General features: G+C 72.9%; 12 protein-coding genes. 7 read left to right on the top strand and 5 right to left on the bottom strand.

What is annotated here, in order from left to right; genetic code table 11:
- The first annotated feature begins 44 nt into the window (after positions 1 to 44).
- Positions 45 to 767, top strand: a complete 723-nt coding sequence (locus ACQP2F_RS10975; RefSeq protein WP_433303060.1) for a VC0807 family protein — start codon at positions 45 to 47, stop codon at positions 765 to 767.
- A 107-nt stretch (positions 768 to 874) separates the two neighbouring features.
- Here the strand turns inward: ACQP2F_RS10975 and ACQP2F_RS10970 are convergent, their stop codons facing one another.
- Complete coding sequence (locus ACQP2F_RS10970) at positions 875 to 3481, bottom strand: MGH1-like glycoside hydrolase domain-containing protein (protein ID WP_433303058.1); 2607 nt, start codon at positions 3479 to 3481, stop codon at positions 875 to 877.
- 85 nt (positions 3482 to 3566) lie between these two features.
- Here ACQP2F_RS10970 and ACQP2F_RS10965 point away from each other — a divergent pair, with 85 nt between their 5' ends.
- The gene (locus tag ACQP2F_RS10965) at positions 3567 to 5480 is read left to right on the top strand and encodes an amylo-alpha-1,6-glucosidase (protein WP_433303057.1); all 1914 of its coding nucleotides are present in this window, start codon (positions 3567 to 3569) and stop codon (positions 5478 to 5480) included.
- A 202-nt stretch (positions 5481 to 5682) separates the two neighbouring features.
- Here the strand turns inward: ACQP2F_RS10965 and ACQP2F_RS10960 are convergent, their stop codons facing one another.
- The 3 genes from ACQP2F_RS10960 to ACQP2F_RS10950 form a co-directional block, all read right to left on the bottom strand.
- The gene (locus ACQP2F_RS10960; protein WP_433303055.1) at positions 5683 to 8532 is read right to left on the bottom strand and encodes an Hsp70 family protein; all 2850 of its coding nucleotides are present in this window, start codon (positions 8530 to 8532) and stop codon (positions 5683 to 5685) included.
- Positions 8533 to 8623: 91 nt separating this feature from the next.
- Positions 8624 to 9298, bottom strand: a complete 675-nt coding sequence (locus tag ACQP2F_RS10955; RefSeq protein ID WP_433303054.1) for a response regulator — start codon at positions 9296 to 9298, stop codon at positions 8624 to 8626.
- Positions 9295 to 10554: a sensor histidine kinase gene (locus ACQP2F_RS10950; RefSeq protein ID WP_433303052.1), complete on the bottom strand. Its 1260-nt coding sequence runs from the start codon at positions 10552 to 10554 to the stop codon at positions 9295 to 9297. Before ACQP2F_RS10950 ends, ACQP2F_RS10955 begins: the two co-directional genes overlap by 4 nt.
- A gap of 197 nt (positions 10555 to 10751) precedes the next feature.
- Here ACQP2F_RS10950 and ACQP2F_RS10945 point away from each other — a divergent pair, with 197 nt between their 5' ends.
- From ACQP2F_RS10945 to ACQP2F_RS10925, 5 genes are all read left to right on the top strand, one after another.
- Complete coding sequence (locus ACQP2F_RS10945) at positions 10752 to 11207, top strand: DUF1707 SHOCT-like domain-containing protein (protein WP_433303051.1); 456 nt, start codon at positions 10752 to 10754, stop codon at positions 11205 to 11207.
- An 83-nt stretch (positions 11208 to 11290) separates the two neighbouring features.
- Positions 11291 to 12118: a metal-dependent hydrolase gene (locus ACQP2F_RS10940; protein WP_433303049.1), complete on the top strand. Its 828-nt coding sequence runs from the start codon at positions 11291 to 11293 to the stop codon at positions 12116 to 12118.
- A gap of 40 nt (positions 12119 to 12158) precedes the next feature.
- Complete coding sequence (locus ACQP2F_RS10935; RefSeq protein WP_433303047.1) at positions 12159 to 13832, top strand: bifunctional 3'-5' exonuclease/DNA polymerase; 1674 nt, start codon at positions 12159 to 12161, stop codon at positions 13830 to 13832.
- A 120-nt stretch (positions 13833 to 13952) separates the two neighbouring features.
- Positions 13953 to 17597, top strand: coding sequence for a methionine synthase (gene metH / locus ACQP2F_RS10930; RefSeq protein ID WP_433303045.1), 3645 nt, complete (start codon positions 13953 to 13955; stop codon positions 17595 to 17597).
- Between the two features lie 169 nt (positions 17598 to 17766).
- Entirely contained in the window at positions 17767 to 18030 is a 264-nt protein-coding gene (locus ACQP2F_RS10925) for a hypothetical protein (protein WP_433303043.1), read from the top strand.
- A gap of 12 nt (positions 18031 to 18042) precedes the next feature.
- Here ACQP2F_RS10925 and ACQP2F_RS10920 read toward each other — a convergent pair whose 3' ends face one another.
- Entirely contained in the window at positions 18043 to 18573 is a 531-nt protein-coding gene (locus ACQP2F_RS10920; protein ID WP_433303041.1) for an RBBP9/YdeN family alpha/beta hydrolase, read from the bottom strand.
- Positions 18574 to 18599 lie beyond the last annotated feature (26 nt).

The raw sequence follows: 18599 nt of genomic DNA, 5'->3' as shown, positions 1-18599 counted from the left end.
CCAGGATCAAGGGCATCACCAACCGCCGCACCGAGGAGCCGAAGATGCCGCACACCGGGATGACCGCGATGATCCGCTCGATGGCCTGGGATCTCGGCCTGCCGGTCGCCACCTACTACGCCCTGCACGCCGCCGGCGCCACCGACACCGCCGCCCTGCTGGCCGGCACCGCGGCCGCCGGCGCCCGCCTGGTCTGGATGGCCGCCCGCGCCCGCACGCTGAGCCCCTTCTCGGCCGTCATGGCCGCCGTCTTCGGAGTCGGGCTGCTCTTCACCGTGCTCACCGGCGACCCGCGGTTCCTGGTCATCAAGCACTCGGCGATGTCGGCGGTCATCGGTTCGCTGTTCGTCGTCACCGCCTTCCGCGGCCGGCCGCTCACGCTGGCCGCCCAGCAGAGCTTCCAGCCGCAGCGGGCGGCCGAGCTCGCCGCGGACTACGCCGCCGACCCGCACATCCGCCACGGCCACCGCGTCGCGTGCCTGGTCTGGGGCGGCGGCCTGCTGGCCGAGGCCGTGATCCGCGCCGCGCTCGTCTACCTGCTCCCGATCGACGTGATGGTCGGCCTCTCGACCGTCCTGACCGTCGTCACCTTCGCGGCCCTGATCACCTGGCAGGCTCGTTACCTGGCCGCCCACACCCGCAACGCCGCCACCGCCGACCCGACCGCGACCGCGACCGCCGAGCCGACCGCGACCGCCGACCCCACCGCGACCGCCGACCCCACCGCGGCCGCCGACCCCACCGCGGCCACCGCCGCGGCCGTCTGACCGGCACGTCACACACGCAACGGGCCCGATCCGCGCCGCCGGATCGGGCCCGTTGCCGAGCGCCAGAGACCGTGCCGCCGGCCGGAGAAACAGAGAAGACCCCGGCGTCAGCCCCGGAGATCCAGGATCAGGTCGACGATCAGCGCGGTCCACCCGGTCTGGTGCCACGCCCCGAGACCGGCGCCGTTGTCGCCGTGGAAGTACTCCGGGAAGACGATCAGGTCCTTCCAGTCCGGATGCCGCTGCAGGACCGGGTTGGCGCCGTAGATCGGCCGGCGGCCCTCGGCGTCCGGCACGAAGAGCGAGATCAGCCGCCGGGACAGGTCGTCGGCCACCGCGGTGAGCGGCATCTTCCGCTGCGAGCCGGTCGGGTACTCCACCATCAGGTCGTCACCGAAGAACGCCGCGTACTCCCGCAGCGCCTCGATCAGCAGGTAGTTCACCGGCATCCAGACCGGCCCACGCCAGTTGGAGTTCCCGCCGAACAGCCCGCTCGTGCTCTCGGCCGGCTCGTACCCGACGGTGAAATCGGAGCCGCCGAGCGACACGGTGAAGGGTTTCTCCAGGTGCGCCCGCGAGAGCGTCCTGATCCCGTACGCGGAAAGGAACTCCTCGGGGTCGAGCATGCGCGGCAGCACGCGCAGCAGCTGGTCCTGCCCGACCATGGCGAGCAAGCGCTGCTGGCGTCCCTCGGGCGACAGCCGCCGGGCGCTGATCACATCGGCCAGCTCGCTCTGCGACGCCCGCAGCCAGCGCAGCCGGGCGTAGAGCTCGGGAAGCCGGTTGAGCGTCGCCGCGCTGAGCCGGGTGGTGGCCGCGAGCGGCAGCAGGCCGACGATCGAGCGCACCTTCAGCGGCAGCTTGTGCCCGTCCGGCAGGCGCAGCTGGTCGTAGAAGAAGCTGTCCTCCTCGTCCCAGAGGCCCTGCCGGTACGCGCCCTCGGCGATGTAGGCGAAGTGCTCGAAGAACTTCGTCGCCATGTCCTCGTAGGTGCGGTCGTGCAGCGCCAGCCGGATCGCCATGTCCAGCAGGTTGAGCGCGTACATCGCCATCCAGCCGGTGCCGTCGGACTGCTCGAGCACGCCGGCGACCGGCAGCGCCGCCGACCGGTCGAACGGGCCCACGTTGTCCAGCCCGAGGAAACCGCCCTCGAAGACGTTGTTGCCGCCCACGTCCTTGCGGTTGACCCACCACGTGAAGTTGAGCAGCAGCTTGTGCATGACCCGGGCCAGGAAGTCGAAGTCACGGCCGCCGTCGATCTCGAAGACGCGCAACGCGGCCCAGGCGTGCACCGGCGGGTTCACGTCGCCGAACGCCCACTCGTACGCGGGAATCTGGCCGTTGGGGTGCATGTACCACTCGCGGAGCAGCAACAGCAGCTGGGACTTCGCGAAGCCGGGGTCGACGCGGGCGATCGAGACACAGTGGAACGCCAGATCCCAGGCCGCGTACCACGGGTACTCCCAGGGATCCGGCATCGAGATGACGTCGAAGCTGTTCATGTGCCACCAGGCGTTGTTGCGCCCGAAGCGGCGGCCCGGCGGTGGCGGCGCCGAGCCCGGATCGCCGGTCAGCCACTGCTTCACGTCGAAGTGGTAGAACTGCTTGCCCCACATCAGCCCGGCGATGCCCTGGCGCGCGACCGCCACCTCGTCGGGCGTCGCGGCGGCCGGGATGACCTCGGCGAAGAAGTCGTCGGCCTCGGCCTCGCGGTCGCGCATCACCGCCTCCCAGCCGGCGCCGAGGTCGAGCGCGGGCGGCTCCCGGTCGTGCTGGGCGAGCCGCAGCCGGATCGTGCGGGACTCCCCCGGCGCCAGCGTGAGCTCGTAGTGCAGGCCGCCCTTGGTGCCGATGCCGGCCGGGTTAACCGTGGGCAGGCCGGCGACCAAGTGGTCGTTGATGCCGTCCTTGGGGAACATGCTGGCGCCGGGCAGGCCCCAGAGGCGTTGGGCGTTCGTCTCGTTGTCGCAGACGAGGGCCGGCGGTGCGTCCTGGCCCTCGAGGACGATGTGGCCGAGGCTGCGGTGCAGGCCGGCCAGGCGACCGGGCCGGCCGGCGAGCACCGGCTTGGGACGGTTGGGCAGGCCCCACGACCAGGTGTTGCGGAACCAGAGCGTCGGCAGCACGTGCAGGGTCGCCTCGTCCGGCCCGCGGTTGGCCACCGTGATCGCGAGGCACATGTCGGTCGGCGTGGCCTTGGCGTAGTCGACCGTGACGGCCCAGTAGCGGTCCTCGTCGAAGACCCCGGTGTCGATCAGCTCGTACTCGGACTCCTCGCGCGAGCGGTGCCCGTTCACGCGGACCAACTGGTCGTACGGGAACTCGCGCTGGGGATAGTGGTAGCGCCACCGCATCCAGGAGTGGGTCGGCGTCGAGTCCTGGTACCACCAGTACTCCTTGGCGTCCTCGCCGTGGTTGCCGCCGTCGCCGCCGAGGCCGAACATCCGCTCCTTGAGGATCGGGTCCCGGCCGTTCCAGAGGGCGAGCGCGAAGCAGAACGTCTGCCGGTCGTCGCAGATGCCGGCCATGCCGTCGTCGTTCCAGCGATACGCTCGGGACCGCGCGTGATCGTGGGGGAAGTAGTCCCACGCCGTGCCGTGCTCGCTGTAGTCCTCGCGGACCGTCCCCCACGCGCGCTCGGCGAGGTAGGGGCCCCACGATCGCCACGGCTGCTCGCCGGAGTCGGCCTGCGCCAGGCGTAAGCGCTCCGCCACGCCGTGTCTCACCCCCTGAATCGGATCATCGTTGCCCTTACGACCACACTGAGTTTCATTCTGCCCGACAACAGGAGGTCATCTAGTGGCTACGGTCCGCCGCCTGGCCTTCGGCCAGCAGGTATGCGGAAACATCGACGAAGGCTCCGCTCGTGAGTGGCTGGTTCCGGACGGCCGGGGCGGCTACGCGATGGGCACGGTCAACGGCCTCCGTACCCGCCGCTATCACGGCTTATTGATTGTTGCCGGTGAGACGGCCGCCACTCGCCGGATGGGCCTGGCCGCTCTTGACCCGATCGTTACGCTGCCGTCCGGCTCGTCGGTCCGGCTGGCCACCCACGAGTGGGCGGATGGGACGATCGCCCCACGCGGGCACGAACTGCTGGCCGGCTTCGAGCTCGTCGACGGCCTGCCCCGATGGCGCTGGCGGATCGGCGATGTGGTTATCGAGCGCGAGCTGGCCATGGTGCACGGCCGGCCGTCGGTCGCGGTGGTGCACCGGCTGCTCACCGGCGGCCCGGTCAGCCTCTCCCTCGAGGCGCTGGTGACGTGGCGCGACATCCACGGCGAGCGCACGGCGAGCGGTCCGGCCCTCACGGTCGAGGCGGACGAGAGCGGGTGCGTGGTCGAGGGCGCGTACCGCTTGCGCGGACCGGATTTCCGCCCGGCGGGCGCGTGGTGGCGCGGGGTGCGGCACCGCGCGGAGGCGGCCCGCGGCCTCCAACCCCAGGAGGACCTCTGGTACGCCGGGAGCTTCCACGCCGAGCTGCGGCAACCGGGGGCGACGGCCGAGGTGTCGGCGTGGACCGGCGACCTGGACGACCCGCCGGCGCGGCCGGCCGAGGTCGTCGAGGCGGCCCGGCTGCGCAACCGGGCGGTGGTCGCGGCCGCGCAGCCGGCCGACGACGCACAGGCGACGCTGGCGCTGGCGGCCGACGCGTTCGTGGTGCGCACCCGCTCGGGACCGGACGTGGTGGCCGGCTATCCCTGGTTCGGCGCGTGGTCGCGGGACACGATGCTCAGCTACGAGGGCCTGTTCCTGACCACCAACCGGGCCGAGGAGGGGCGGGAGCTGCTCGTCTCGTACGCGTCCACGCTGTCCGAGGGGATGCTGGCGAACACCGCCGACACCGGCAGCGTGGAGTACAACACCGCCGACGGCACCCTCTGGTTCCTGCACGCGGTGGGCCGGCACGTGGCGACGACCGGCGACTTCGACCTGGCCGCCGAACTGCTGCCGGCCCTGCTCGGGGTGGTCGACCACCACCTCAAGGGCACCCGCTACGGCATCGTCGCCGACCGGCTCGACGGCCTGCTCCGGCAGGGCGCCCCCGGCGAGGCGCTGACCTGGATGGACGCCCGGGTCGCCGGGGTGCCGGTGACGCCGCGGATGGGCAAGCCGGTCGAGGTGAACGCGCTCTGGGTCAACGGGCTGGCCACCGTGATCAAGCTGGCCTGGCAGGCCCGGACCGGCGCCGGGGCGGCGGTGCGCGTGCACACCGAGGCGCTGTCCGGCTTCGCGCGGCGGTTCCCGGCCCCGACCGGCTGGCTCTACGACGTGGTGGACGGTCCGCAGGGCGACGACCCGACGCTGCGGCCCAACCAGCTGCTGGCGTGGTCGCTGCCGTACGCGCCGCTGCGCCCCGAGCCGGCGACGCTGCAGCGGATCGGCTCGGCCCTCATGACCCCGCTCGGCCTGCGCAGCCTGGCCCCCGGCGCCCCCGGCTACCACGGCGTCCACCGCGGCAACCAGGCGGCGCGGGACACGGCCTACCACACCGGAACCGTGTGGCCGTGGCTGACCGGCCCGTTCGTGGCGGCCTGGCGCCGGCTGGGCGTCTCCGCCGACCAGACCATCTCCGACGCCGACGACCACTTGGGCGAGTACGGCTTGGGCTCGGTCTCGGAGACCGCCGACGGCGACGCGCCGCACGAGGCCACCGGCTGCCCGTTCCAGGCATGGTCGGTGGCCGAGACCCTCCGCGCGCGCCGCCTCTGATTTTGTCCGCTACCGCCGCCCCCTCAGCCGCTTCCGCCCCTTCGCTGCGCCGCTGTGGACAACCGCCCGAAGTTGTCGCACCCCGCCCGTAATCTCCACCCCACCCAGTTACGGGTGGGGTGACGTAGGCCGCGATCGCGTTCACCCATCGGGCGCGGCGCCCTCACGGCCCGCCGCGCCCTCACCGCCCGCGGTGCCCCCTTCAGCCGGCGGCGGCGGTTGGCGGGGTCGGGGGCTCGGTGGTCGGCTCGGTGGTGGGCGGGGTCGTGAGCGTCGGGTCGGTGGTCGGCTTCGTCGTGGGGGTTGTCGTCGGCTTCGTGGTCCGGTGGGTGGGGCGGGTGGTGCGCCGGCGGGTGGGGTGGGTGCGGTCGGGCTCGACGGTCTCGGTCGTCGCGGTCCGGGGCGGCGGGGCGGGCGTCGTCGCGGTTGCCGTTGTGGCCGTTGCCGTTGCCGTTGCCGCGTTGCCGGCGGGCGGTCGCAGCGCGTAGAGCACGCCGCTGTCGCTGATCACGAACAGTTCCGCGCCGTCGCCGCGGGGAGCGACCGAGATCCGGTCGCCGGTCGGGTTCTGCCACAACGTTCGGGCGTTCAGGGCGTCCAACCCCGCCAGGCGGCCGTCCTCGAAGGCCACGTCGAGCTCGTCACCGCGTACGACGGGAATGCTCTTCTGGGTTTGAAGTCGCCAGCGCTCGGCGCCGGACTGGGTGTTCCAGGCGGTGACCGAGCCGTCCGCCGCCGACGCGTAGAGCACCCCGTCGCCGCCCGCGATGTGCTCGATCGCGGCGCCGCCGCGGGCGAATCCGGGAAGCTCCGCACCGCTCGCGGCCAGCACGCACCGGACCGTTCCGTTCTCGATCGCCACGCAAACGGAGTCGCCCGCCGTCACCGGACCGTCGACCACCGGCCCGGCTTCGGCCTTCCACAGCGGCGCGCCCTGCGTGCTCACGCCGCGCAGGTTGCCGTCGCCCGACGCGAAGACCACCACCCCGTCCCGCACGACCGGCGGAGCGACGATCTTCCCTTGGCCGAACGCCCGCCGCCGCTGCTGTCCCGCGCCGGCCTCGTACGAGTAGAGCATCCCGTCGTCGCCGCCGGCATAGACGCGGCGGCCGTCGGCTACCGGCCGGGCCGCGACCGGGTGCCCGACGTCGCGGTGCCAGATCTCCTTGCCGGTGCCGGCGTCGATCGCCACGATCCGCCCCGCGGCAGTGACCGCGTAGGCCACCCCGCCGGTGATCGCGGTGTCGGCGCGCGCGCCCGCGCCCAGCTTCCGCTCCCACGCCTTCGTGCCGTCCGCCCGCCGATAGGCCCGGATCGTCCCGTCCCGACCGCTGGTCAGCACCCAGTTCCCGCCGACCGCGGGCGGCTCGACCGCCGGAACCCCGGTGTTGACCTTCCAGACCACCGCCGCGCCGCCGGCCTGCGCCACCGGCGAGGTCGCCCCGGCCGGCGCCGCGCCCCCGGGCGGCTGAGCGTCCTTGGGTTCCCGGGGCCACGCCGCCGCCGCGGTCACGGCCGTGACGGTGAGCAGGACGGCCGCGAAGCCGCCGATCACCGGCCACCGATAGGCGCGCCACCGGGAACGCGCACTGCCCTGGTCGCTGGGGGAAGACGGCGGCGGGAACTGGTCGCGGGGCGGTACCGACGCCGACCCGGCCGTCCGCGCGGAGTCGTCGGAAAGCGCCGGTGCGGCCGGACCGTGCGGCGGTGGCGGCAGCGAGATGCCGGGCGGACGCACGGAGACCGGCAGGCTCGCGACGGGTGCAGGCGGGAGACTGCCGTGAGGCGGGCTCCCGGCGGGCGTGTTCATCGACGCGGCCGGGGGCGCTCCGGAAACCGGCGCCGCAGCGGAAAAGGCGGAGCTGGCGGCGGCCGGGGAGAGCGGGCTGACGGCAGCCGGGCCGGCGGAAGCGGAGGAATCCGGGCTCGCCGGTCGTGGCGGCATCAGCACGACCGGCGCCGGGCCCGCGGCGGGACTCGCCTCCCAGCCGGGGCCGCCGCTCAGCCGGGCGGCGCCGAGGGCGATGCCGAGCTCCGGCTGTTCGTCGATGACGACCGGGCGGTCCAGCTCGCGCGAGACCAGCAGCCCGACCAGCGGGATCCGCGACGAACCGCCGGCCAGCACCACGCAGCGCAGCTCCGCCGCCTCGACCGCGGCCGATCGCAACGCCCGGCGGACGGCGGCCACCGTCTCCTCGAGGGCAGGCGTGATCATGGCCTCGAAGTCGTCGCGGCGCAGGGTCACGCGCGTGTGCAGGCGGGGCAGCGCCACGGCGATCTGGGTCTCGCCGTCGAAGGACAGGTTCTCCTTCGCCTCCACGCACTCGCGGCGCAGGCGGGCGAGCGCCTCGCGTACGTCCGGATCGGCCGTGTCGATGTCCGCGAGCCGGTCGCCCAGCGTCTCCCGCACGTGCTCGAGCACGGCCTCGTCGAAGTCGATGCCGCCGAGTTGCTCGACGCCCTGCGGCTCGCCGAGGACCTCGAACCCGCCGGCCGTCTTCCGCAGCACCGCCGCGTCGAACGTCCCGCCGCCCAGGTCGTACACGGCGATGGTCTCCCCCACCGCGATGCGCGAGGTGCCCGCGAAGCGCACCGCCGCCGCCTCCGGCTCGGTGCGCAGGACCGCGTGCGGCACCCCGGCCAGCTCCGCCGCCTTCGCCAGCAGCTCCCGTTTGTAGGGTCCCCAGTTCGCCGGGTAGGTCAGCACGATCCGCCGGGCCGGCCCGCCCTGCCCCTCGGCCACCGACTCGACGACGTGCTGGAGCAACCGGGCCGTCAGCTCGTGGGCCGCCATCGGCCGCTCAGCGAGGCGCAGCGGCACCGGGTCGCCCATCCGCCGCTTGAACTCGCGCGCCAGCCGGGTCGGCTCGGCCTCGCCGCGCCGCTGGGCCGCGTCGCCGACCAGCAGCTCGCCGTCGTCGCGCAGGAAGACGAGCGACGGCATCTCGGGCTCGCGGCCGCCGAGCCGGACAGTCTCCACCGAGCCGTCCACATTGACCGCGGCGGCCGTGTAGGTCGTCCCGAGATCCACCCCGAGGCCGTACTCCACCATCCACCGGATGGTAGGTGCCGCTGTCACGGCGCCGACACTGTGCGCACAAAAGCCGACAAGACACGCCGCGACTTTCAGGCTTTCGCGGCGGTCAGGTCAGCCATCCCGGGCGGATCAGGCCGGCCTCGTAGGCGTAGACGACCAGCTGCGCGCGGTCGCGGGCGCCCAGCTTGATCATCGTGCGGCTCACGTGGGTCTTGGCGGTGGCCGGGCTGATGACCAGGCGGGTGGCGATCTCGTCGTTGGACAGGCCCTCGGCCACCAGCACCAGCACCTCGCGCTCGCGATCGGTCAGCTGGTCGAGCTGAGCCGGCGGGGCGACCTGGCGATGGTGCCCGGGCTTGCCCGCGAACTCGCCGATCACCCGCCGGGTCACGCTCGGCGACAGCAACGCGTCGCCGGCCGCCACCGCCCGCACGCCGCGCAGCAGCTCGACCGGCTCGGTGTCCTTGACCAGGAAGCCGGACGCGCCGCCGCGCAGCGCCTCGAAGACGTACTCGTCGAGCTCGAACGTGGTCAGGATGACCACTCTGGTCGCGGCCAGCGCCGGGTCGGCGGCGATGCGCTTGGTCGCCTCGAGGCCGTCGACCCCGGGCATGCGGATGTCCATCAGCACGACGTCGGGACGGGTCTGCTGCGCCTGCTTGACCGCCTCGAGGCCGTCGGCCGCCTCGGCCACCACCCGGATGTCGGGCTCGGCGTTGAGCAACGCGCGGAACCCGGCCCGCACCAGCGCCTGGTCGTCCGCCAGCAACACCGAGATCATCCGCGGCTCTCCTCGTCATGGTCGAAAACGGGGCCGGCATCGGGGGCGGCGTCGGCGCCGGGGGTGGGGAGCAGCACCGAGACCAGGAAACCGCCGTCGACCGGGCCGGCCTCGACGCTGCCGCCCAAGGTCTGGGCGCGCTCGCGCATGCCGGCGATGCCGGTGCCCTCGCCGGGGGCGTCGGCGGCCGCGGCCGGCGGGCCCTCGTTCCGGACGGCGAGGTGCAACGCGGTCGGCAGGTAGTCGATCGCGATCGAGGCCGTCGCGCCCTCCCCCGCGTGCTTGCGCACGTTGGTGAGCGCCTCCTGGACAATCCGGTACGCCGCGCGGTCGACCTCGGCCGGCAGCGGCCGCTCGTCGCCGGTCACCCGGGTGGTGATCGGCAGGCCGGCGTCGCCGGTGAGGTCGCCGAGGCGGCTCAGCCCGACGGCCGGCTGCCGGGGCGCGGCCTCGTCGTCGGCGCGCAGCACGTCGAGCACGGCCCGGACCTCGCGCAAGGCCTCGGCGCTGGCCGTCTTGATCGCGGTGAGCGCCTCGCGCGCCTGCTCGGGCCGGTTGTCCATCAGGTGCAGGCCGACCCCGGCCTGCACGTTGATCAGCGAGAGGTGGTGGCCGAGCACGTCGTGCAGCTCCCGCGCCATCCGCAGCCGCTCCTCGGACGCCTGCCGCCGCTCCTGCTCCTGCCGGGCCCGGGCCCGCTCGGCCCGCACCTTCATCATCTCGGCCACGTGCTCACCGCGGGCCTTGGCCGCCCCGCCGAGAAAGATCATCACCGCGAACCCGACCGCGAGCAGCACGGCCGAGCGCACGTCGGCCCGGGCGCCGGGCGCGATCCCGAGCGGGTCGGCGAAGACCCAGCAGATCGCGAGATAGGCGGCGTAGGAGATCGCGGCGCCGATCACGGCGGCCCGGCCGCGGCCCATCTTCGCCAGGTTGAACAGGGCGATCGCGGGGGCGACCGCCATCGTCCAGCGCGGGGCCGCGAAGGTGGCGAAGCCCAGCGAGCCGGCGGCGGCGACCGCGAAGACGGCCTCGGGGAAGCGCCACCGGAACAGCAGGGCGACCGGGCCGGCCAGCAACAGGGCGTAGACCAGCGGGGTGACCGGCCGGTAGACCGCGCTGTCGTGCACGCCGGCCACCTGGAAGACGCCGGCCACGACCGCGGCGCCGACGCCGATGTGGCGCCGGCGCTGGAACCGCCCGGTGCGGCGGTCCTCCCGCCACGGCGGGCCCCAGGGCCTGGTGTCGTCCTGCATGCGGCCGAAGTTACGGCACCGGGGCGGGGATGACATCGGAGCAGGGTCCAATCCCGGCGTACGACCACGGTCGTACGCCGCGGCCACGGCTCGGCCCCCGGTCGTACGGGCGCCGGGAAGAAGTCGCTCCCCCGGGCCGACGCCCGGACGCCGCAGAACGACGACTCTGGAAGCCACGACGCCCACGAGGAGGAGCAATGAGCGAGAACTGGCACGGCCCGGCCCGGCTGCGGACCTCGGACCAGGAACGCGAGCAGATCGCCGAGATCCTGCGCGCGGCCATGGCCGAGGGCCGGCTCACCCTGGCGGAAGGCGAGGAGCGACTGGCCACGGCGTACGCGTCGAAGTATCGCGACGAGCTGGGACCGCTGACGGCCGATCTCCCCGACGGAGGCCGGCGTGCCCTGGCCGAGACCCCGCAGGCGCGGCTCGCGACACGCCGGAGCCTGCGCCGGCACACCAGCTTCGTGATCTCGGCGGCGCTGATCCTGACCGGCCTGTGGGTGCTCTCCGGCGCGCACTTCTTCTGGCCGGCCATCCCGCTGGTGTTCCTGGTCATGGGTCTGGTGCGGCACGCGCGCTGGGGAAACTACGAGCGCCGCTACATGTACGCCCACCGGGTCGCCCCCTGGAACGCGCCCGGTCCCCGCTGACGCCCGCGCTCCACAGTGGACGCGTAGGTCGTTGATCACCCCTCCCCGCTCTGCGAAGGTGAGGCGGGGAGGGACAACAACACATGATGGGACCGTCGCACGCCCTTTCGGGGGCGGCCGCCTGGCTCGCCGGGAGCTGGGCACTGGACGCGTTCGCCGGCTACAGCCAGTCACCGCTGGCGGTCGCCGTGGGCGCCACCGTCTGCGCGGGTGGCGCCCTGCTACCCGACCTGGACCTGTCCGGAAAGGTCACCCGCAACCAGGGCGGCGCCACCGTCGCCCGTACGTTCGGGGTGTTCTCGCTCTTCGTGGCCGAGGTGATCGAGAAGATCTCGCTCGGCGTCTACACCGCGACCCGGCTCAGCCGCGACCCGCGCCGCACCAACGGCCACCGCACCTTCACCCACACCCTGCCGTTCGCCGCCCTGGTCGGCTGGGGCACCACGTCGCTGGCCGCGCACTACGGCAAGTGGGCGGTCGTCGGCATCATCTTCTTCACCGCCGGCCTGGCCCTGCGCGGTCTGTTCGACGAGTGGGCCGAGCGCGCCGGCTGGCTGATCGTGACCATCTGCTCGGCGGTGATCGCCTGGTTCACGGCCGGCCTGCTGCCCGGCGACCGGGGCTATCCGCTGCTCGGCTTCGCGGTCGGCTTCGGCTGCTTCGTCCACCTGCTCGGCGACATCATCACCCACGCCGGGGTCCCGATCCTGTGGCCGATACCGACCGGCCGGCGCATGTGGCGGATGGTCGGCGTGCCGAACGGCCTGGCGGTCCGGGTCGGCGGCAAGATGGAGACCATCGTCCTGCGTGCGGCGTTCACCGTGATCGCCCTGCTGGCCATCGCCGCGATGTTCGCACCCGGCCTGCTCCACCGCTTCGAACCGGACGCCTGGGCCGACCGGGTTCCGTAGCCACCCGAAACTTGTCGTACCCCCGCCGCAGAATGTGGGGGTGCTGGTAGCGGTCTCGCCCGACGGGCGGCTTCAAGATCTGCGGGCGGATGGTTCGCCCGCCGGTCCGCCGCGTGCGGTGGCCGATCTGGCCGCCGCCGTCGCCGAGCGGGAGGCCGCCGACCAGCCGCGCTGGGTGTGGCCGGCCACCGCGGAGATCTATCCGGCGCTGCTGCGGGCCGGGGTGCGGGTGGCCCGCTGTCACGATCTCGAGCTGACCGAGGCGCTGCTGCTCGGGCACACCGGCCGCTGGGGGTCGCCGCGCTCGCTGGCCGCCGCCCGGGCCCGGCTGCTCGGGCTTCCGGTGCCGGCCGATCCGCCGCCGCGCCCGCCGGAGCCGCCGGGCTTCGCCCAGGGCGCGCTCTTCGAGACCACTTCCGCTCCGCCGGCCGCCGCCGGGTTCGACGTTCTTCCGGCGATCCAGCGGGTGTACGAGGATCAGCTCGCCCGCGTCGGCGCGACCGAGCACCCGGGCCGGTTCCGCCTGCTCGTGGCGGCCGAGTCGGCCGGCGCCCTGGTCGGGGCCGAGATGGGCCACGCCGGGCTGCCCTGGCGTGCCGACGTGCACGACGAGCTGCTGCGGGAGCTGCTCGGCGCGCCGCAGCCGGTCGGGCCGCCGCGCCGGCTGGCCGAGCTGACCGCCGAGATCAACGAGGCGCTGGGCATGCGCGGGCTGCACCCCGACTCGCCGGCCGAGGTGGTCAAGGCCTTCGCCCGCAACGGCGTCGAGATCCCCAACACCCGCGCGTGGGTGCTCAAGCGGGTCGACCATCCGGCCGTGCCGCCCCTCCTGGAGTACAAGGAGCTCTACCGCATCTGGACCGCGCACGGCTGGTCGTGGTGCGACGCCTGGGTGCGCGACGGCCGGTTCCGCCCGGAGTACGTGCCCGGCGGCGTCGTGTCCGGCCGCTGGGCGACCCGCGGCGGGGGCGCGCTGCAAGTGCCCAAGGTCGTGCGCCGGGCCGTGATCGCCGACCCCGGGTGGCGCTTCGTGGTCGCCGACGCCGGCCAGCTCGAGCCCCGCGTGCTGGCCGCCGTCTCCGGCGACAAGCGGCTGGCCGCGGCGGCCGCGGCCGGCGACCTCTACGCGGCGCTGGCCGCCGACTCGTTCGACGGCGACCGGGCCAAGGCCAAGATCGCGCTGCTCGGGGCCATGTACGGGCAGACCGGCGGCAACGCGATCCCGGCACTGGCCGTGCTGCGCAAGCACTACCCGGTCGCGTTCGAGTTCGTCGAGGCTGCCGCCCGCACCGGCGAGGCCGGCGGCCTGGTCCGCTCCTGGCTCGGGCGCACCTGCCCGCCGTCGGCCGCCGCGCTGCGCGACGCCGGGCTCGACCCGCCGGAGGAGGCGGGCTCGGCCGAGACGCCGCAGGGCGGGGCGTCGGGCCGGGCCCGGGGCCGCTTCACCCGCAACTTCGTGGTGCAGGCCACCGCGGCCGAGTGGGCGCTGGTGCTGCTGGCCACGCTGCGTACGGCGCTGGAGGGCAAAAAGGCGGAAATGGTGCTGTTCGTGCACGACGAGGTAGTCGTGCACTGCCCCGAGGAGGAAGCGGACGCGGTCGCCGAGGCCGTCCGCGCGAGCGCCGTCCAGGCCGGCCGGCTGCTCTTCGGCGACACGGCCGTGCGCTTCCCGCTGGATGTCTCAGTAGTTGGCGCGTATGCGGAGGCGAAGTGATATTGCGGTAAGTTTGGTGGTCCGAAGCGAGAGGCGCTGCAACGGGGTGACACCCGCCACGCTCGCTCGGTGGATTCCGACCAAGGGCGCCTCCGTTGTCACCACACGGAGGTGGTCGGTATGAAGATCAGCACGGAAAGAAGCGCTCGTATCGCCGAGCTGAGGCGAAGGCTGGCCGAGCGGATCGTGGTGCTCGACGGCGCCTGGGGCACGATGCTGCAGGGCGCGAAGCTCAAGCCCGAGGACTTCCGCAACGAGCTGATCCCGGCCGACCACCCGCAGGACGTGACGGGCGACCCCGACCTGGTCATCCTCACCCGCCCCGACGTGATCCTCGACGTGCACCGGCAGTACCTGGCGGCCGGCGCCGACATCACCACGACCAACACCTTCACCGCGACCAGCATCGCGCAGGCCGACTACGGCCTCGAGCACCTGGTGCGCGACATGAATGTGCAGGGCGCCCGGCTGGCCCGGCAGGCCGCCGACGAGGCCGAGGCGGCGGACGGGAAGCCGCGGTTCGTGGCCGGCTCGGTCGGCCCGCTCAACGTGACCCTGTCGCTCTCCCCCAAGGTCGACGACCCGGCCTACCGGGCGGTCACCTTCGACCAGGTCAAGGCGACGTACGCGGAGCAGATCGCGGCCCTGGTGGAGGGTGGTGTCGACCTGCTGCTGGTCGAGACGATCTTCGACACGCTGAACGCCAAGGCGGCGATCGCGGCCGCGCACGAGGTGGCGCCCGACGTCCCGCTCTGGATCTCGGTCACGATCGTGGACCTGTCCGGGCGTACGCTCTCGGGTCAGACCGTCGAGGCCTTCTGGCGCTCGATCGAGCGCGCCCACCCGCTGGTTGTCGGCGTCAACTGCTCACTGGGCGCCACCGAGATGCGCCCGCATGTGACCGAGCTCGCCCGCCTGTCCGACGTCTTCGTCGCCTCCCACCCGAACGCCGGCCTGCCCAACGCGTTCGGCGGCTACGACGAGACCCCGGAGCAGACCGCCGCGCTGGTCCGCGAGTTCGCGGCGGACGGCCTGGTCAACATCGTCGGCGGCTGCTGCGGCACGACGCCCGCGCACATCGCGAAGATCGCCGAGGCGGTGCGCAGCTTCCCGCCGCGCGAGATCAACCCGCCCGCGCCGGCCACCCGGTTCAGCGGCCTCGAGCAGTTCGCGATCGGACCGGACACCGGCTTCGTCATGATCGGCGAGCGCACCAACGTCACCGGCTCGGCCCGGTTCCGCCGGCTGATCGAGGCCGAGGATTACCAGGGCGCCGTCGACGTGGCCCTCGACCAGGTGCGCGGCGGCGCCAACCTGCTCGACGTGAACATGGACGCCGACCTGCTCGACAGCGAGCGGGCGATGACCACGTTCCTCAACCTCATCGCCACCGAGCCCGAGGTCGCCCGCATCCCGGTGATGATCGACAGCTCGAAGTGGAGCGTGCTCGAGGCCGGCCTCAAGTGCGTGCAGGGCAAGGGCGTGGTCAACTCGATCAGCCTCAAGGAGGGCGAGGCGGTCTTCCTCGAGCACGCCCGCCGGATCAAGGCGTTCGGCGCCGGCGCGGTGGTGATGGCCTTCGACGAGCAGGGCCAGGCCGACACCCGCGACCGCAAGGTCGAGATCTGCGGCCGGGCCTACGACCTGCTGGTCAACGAGGCCGGCTTCGCCCCCGAGGACATCATCTTCGACCCGAACGTGCTCGCCGTCGCCACCGGCATCAGCGAGCACAACGGCTACGCGAAGGCGTTCATCGAGGCCCTCCCGCTGATCAAGGAGCGCTGCCCGGGCGCGCGCACCAGCGGCGGCATCTCCAACCTGTCGTTCTCGTTCCGCGGCAACGACGTGGTCCGCGAGGCCATGCACTCGGCGTTCCTGTTCCACGCGGTCAAGGCCGGCCTCGACATGGGCATCGTCAACGCCGGTCAGCTCGCGGTCTACCAGGACATCCCGGCCGACCTGCTGGAGCTGGTCGAGGACGTCCTCTTCGACCGCCGGCCGGACGCGACCGACCGGCTGGTCACCTTCGCCCAGACCGTCACCGGCAAGGGCAAGCAGCGCGAGGTCGACCTGTCCTGGCGGGAGGCGCCGGTCGCCGAGCGCCTGTCGCACGCGCTCGTGCACGGCATCGTCGACTTCATCGAGGACGACACCGAGGAGGCCCGGCAGCAACTGCCCCGGCCGCTCGACGTCATCGAGGGCCCGCTGATGGACGGCATGAAGATCGTCGGCGACCTGTTCGGCTCGGGCAAGATGTTCCTGCCGCAGGTGGTCAAGAGCGCCCGGGTGATGAAGCGCTCGGTCGCGTACCTCGAGCCGTTCATGGAGGCCGAGAAGGAGAAGGCGCTGGCCGAGGGCCGGGCCACGCTCGGCCGCGGCCAGGGCAAGGTCGTGCTGGCGACGGTCAAGGGCGACGTGCACGACATCGGCAAGAACATCGTCGGCGTCGTGCTGGGCTGCAACAACTACGAGGTGATCGACCTCGGCGTGATGGTGCCGGCCGCCAAGATCCTGGACACCGCGGTGGCCGAGGGCGCCGACGCGATCGGCCTGTCCGGACTGATCACGCCCTCGCTCGACGAGATGGTGTCGGTCGGCGCCGAGATGGAGCGGCGCGGCCTCAAGCTGCCGCTGCTGATCGGCGGGGCGACGACCTCCAAGCAGCACACCGCCGTACGCATCGCGCCCGCCTACTCGGCCTCGACGGTGCACGTGCTGGACGCGTCCCGGGTCGTCGGCGTGGTCTCCGACCTGCTCGACCCCGAGCGCGCCGAGAAGCTCGACGTGGCCAACCGGGCCGACCAGGAGCGGCTGCGCGAGCAGCACGCCAACCGCCACGCCCAGCCGCTGCTGACCCTCGCCCAAGCGCGGGCCAACCGGGAGGTGGTCGACTTCGGTGATCTGCCGACGCCGGCTTTCACGGGCGTACGGGTGGTGGAGCCCTCGATCGCGGAACTGCGCGAGATGGTCGACTGGACCTTCCTGTTCCTCGCGTGGGAGCTCAAGGGCAAGTTCCCGGCGATCCTCGAGCAGCCGGTCGCCCGCGAGCTGTGGGACGACGCGAACACCCTGCTCGACAAGATCATCGCCGATGGCTCGTTCCAAGCCCGCGGCCTCTACGGCTTCTGGGGCGCGCACGCCGAGGGCGACGACATCGTGCTCGACAATGGCGTCAAGTTCCCGATGTTGCGCCAGCAGACCGAGAAGCCGGCCGGCCGGGCGAACCGCTCGCTGGCCGACTACATCGCGCCCTCCGGTGATCACCTGGGTGGTTTCGCGGTGGCCATCCACGGCGCCGACGAGCTGGCCGCGCACTACGAGGCCCAGCACGACGACTACCGGGCGATCATGGTGAAGGCCCTGGCCGACCGGCTGGCCGAGGCGTGTGCCGAGTGGCTGCACCTCAAGGCCCGGCGCGAGTGGTTCGAGCCGGAGGCCGACCCGGCCCTGGAGGACCTGCACGCCGAGCGTTTCCGCGGCATCCGCCCGGCGCTGGGCTACCCGGCGAGCCCCGACCACAGCGAGAAGAAGGACCTCTTCGAGCTGCTCGGCACGGACGCGATCGGCGTGGGTCTCACCGAGTCGTACGCGATGACCCCGGCCGCCGCCGTGAGCGGCCTGATCTTCGCCCACCCCGCGTCGCGCTACTTCACGGTCGGCCGCCTCGGCCGCGACCAGATCGCCGACTACGCCGCCCGCCGCGGCATGCCGGTCGAGGAGGTCGAGCGTTGGCTGCGGCCGAACCTGGCCTACGAGATCGACTGACCCGACGTCCCACGCCGGGTGTCGCACGGCGCGACGCCCGGCGGTTCGCGGTCAGCCGTCCTGTGGTTCGGCGTGACGCTCAGGGAGCTGACAGCCCGGTCCCAGGCTGTGCTGGACTCCGGCCCTTATCTTGGTGGATGTCGAAACAAGAGCCGGGAGGGATGACGCGTTGGCTGGCTTCGTTAAACGGTTCGTGCTCTCGATGGTCGCGTCCAAGGTGCAGAAGATGTCGCACAAGCGCGGTCACTCGCCCGTGCTGGACGGCCTGCTGCACGAGGTCAACCGGCGTCGCGGTTACGGCCATCCGGGTCACGGCCACTATCAGCACCAGGGCCACTATCAGCACCACGGCCACTATCAGCACCACGGGCACTACCGCCACCATGGGCACTACCGCTACCACGGCCATTACCGCCGGCGCCGCTGGTTCTGAGCTCGCGGTGGGTCAGGCGATGAGGCGGTCCAGGAGCGGGAACTCGTCGTAGACCTGGTTGTAGTCGCCGAAGTGGCCGTCGTTGCGGACGATCTGGGTGCCGCCCAGCTTGTCGAACATGGCTCGGCCCTGGGCGGCGTCGCAGCCGTACGGGTCGGTCGCGGAGTTGATGAAGTAGAAGTCACGGGCGTTCCCGCGGATCGTCGCCCAGTCGTACGACTCCTGCAGCACCGGCTCGGCGGAGTCGTTGGGCCGCGTCGAGTAGCCCGCGACCAGGAACGCCTGCGCCACCCGCACGTGTTCGAGCAGCGCCAGCAGCAGCGCGGCGCCGCCGGAGTGACCGATCAGCACCGTGTCCCGGTCGAACGTGTGCGCGGCCAGCACCGCGGGCCGGAACTCGGCGATCGGCGTCACGTTCAGCCCGGGGTAGTGCGGGACCTCGACCTCGAAGCCGCGCTCGGCGAGGCGACCGGCCAGCCACGGATACCAGGCCACGCCCGGGCTGCCGCCGGTCCCGTGGAAGATGATCGCCCTGCGGGTCACAAGCTGTTCCTCTCGAGCCGGCCAAC

It is taken from the genome of Actinoplanes sp. CA-030573 (genome assembly GCF_050951115.1).
Lineage (GTDB): Bacteria > Actinomycetota > Actinomycetes > Mycobacteriales > Micromonosporaceae > Actinoplanes.
Note: the sequence above shows the minus strand (reverse complement) of the source record. Positions and strands in the feature narration are given on the sequence as shown.

Excerpts from the sequence above, each read along its gene's own strand:
- ACQP2F_RS10975 (WP_433303060.1), top strand. The coding sequence starts at position 45 with ATGCCGCACACCGGGATGACCGCGATGATCCGCTCGATGGCCTGGGAT.
- ACQP2F_RS10960 (WP_433303055.1), bottom strand. The coding sequence starts at position 8,532 with ATGGTGGAGTACGGCCTCGGGGTGGATCTCGGGACGACCTACACGGCC.
- ACQP2F_RS10955 (WP_433303054.1), bottom strand. The coding sequence starts at position 9,298 with ATGATCTCGGTGTTGCTGGCGGACGACCAGGCGCTGGTGCGGGCCGGG.
- ACQP2F_RS10950 (WP_433303052.1), bottom strand. The coding sequence starts at position 10,554 with ATGCAGGACGACACCAGGCCCTGGGGCCCGCCGTGGCGGGAGGACCGC.
- ACQP2F_RS10945 (WP_433303051.1), top strand. The coding sequence starts at position 10,752 with ATGAGCGAGAACTGGCACGGCCCGGCCCGGCTGCGGACCTCGGACCAG.
- ACQP2F_RS10940 (WP_433303049.1), top strand. The coding sequence starts at position 11,291 with ATGATGGGACCGTCGCACGCCCTTTCGGGGGCGGCCGCCTGGCTCGCC.
- metH (WP_433303045.1), top strand. The coding sequence starts at position 13,953 with ATGAAGATCAGCACGGAAAGAAGCGCTCGTATCGCCGAGCTGAGGCGA.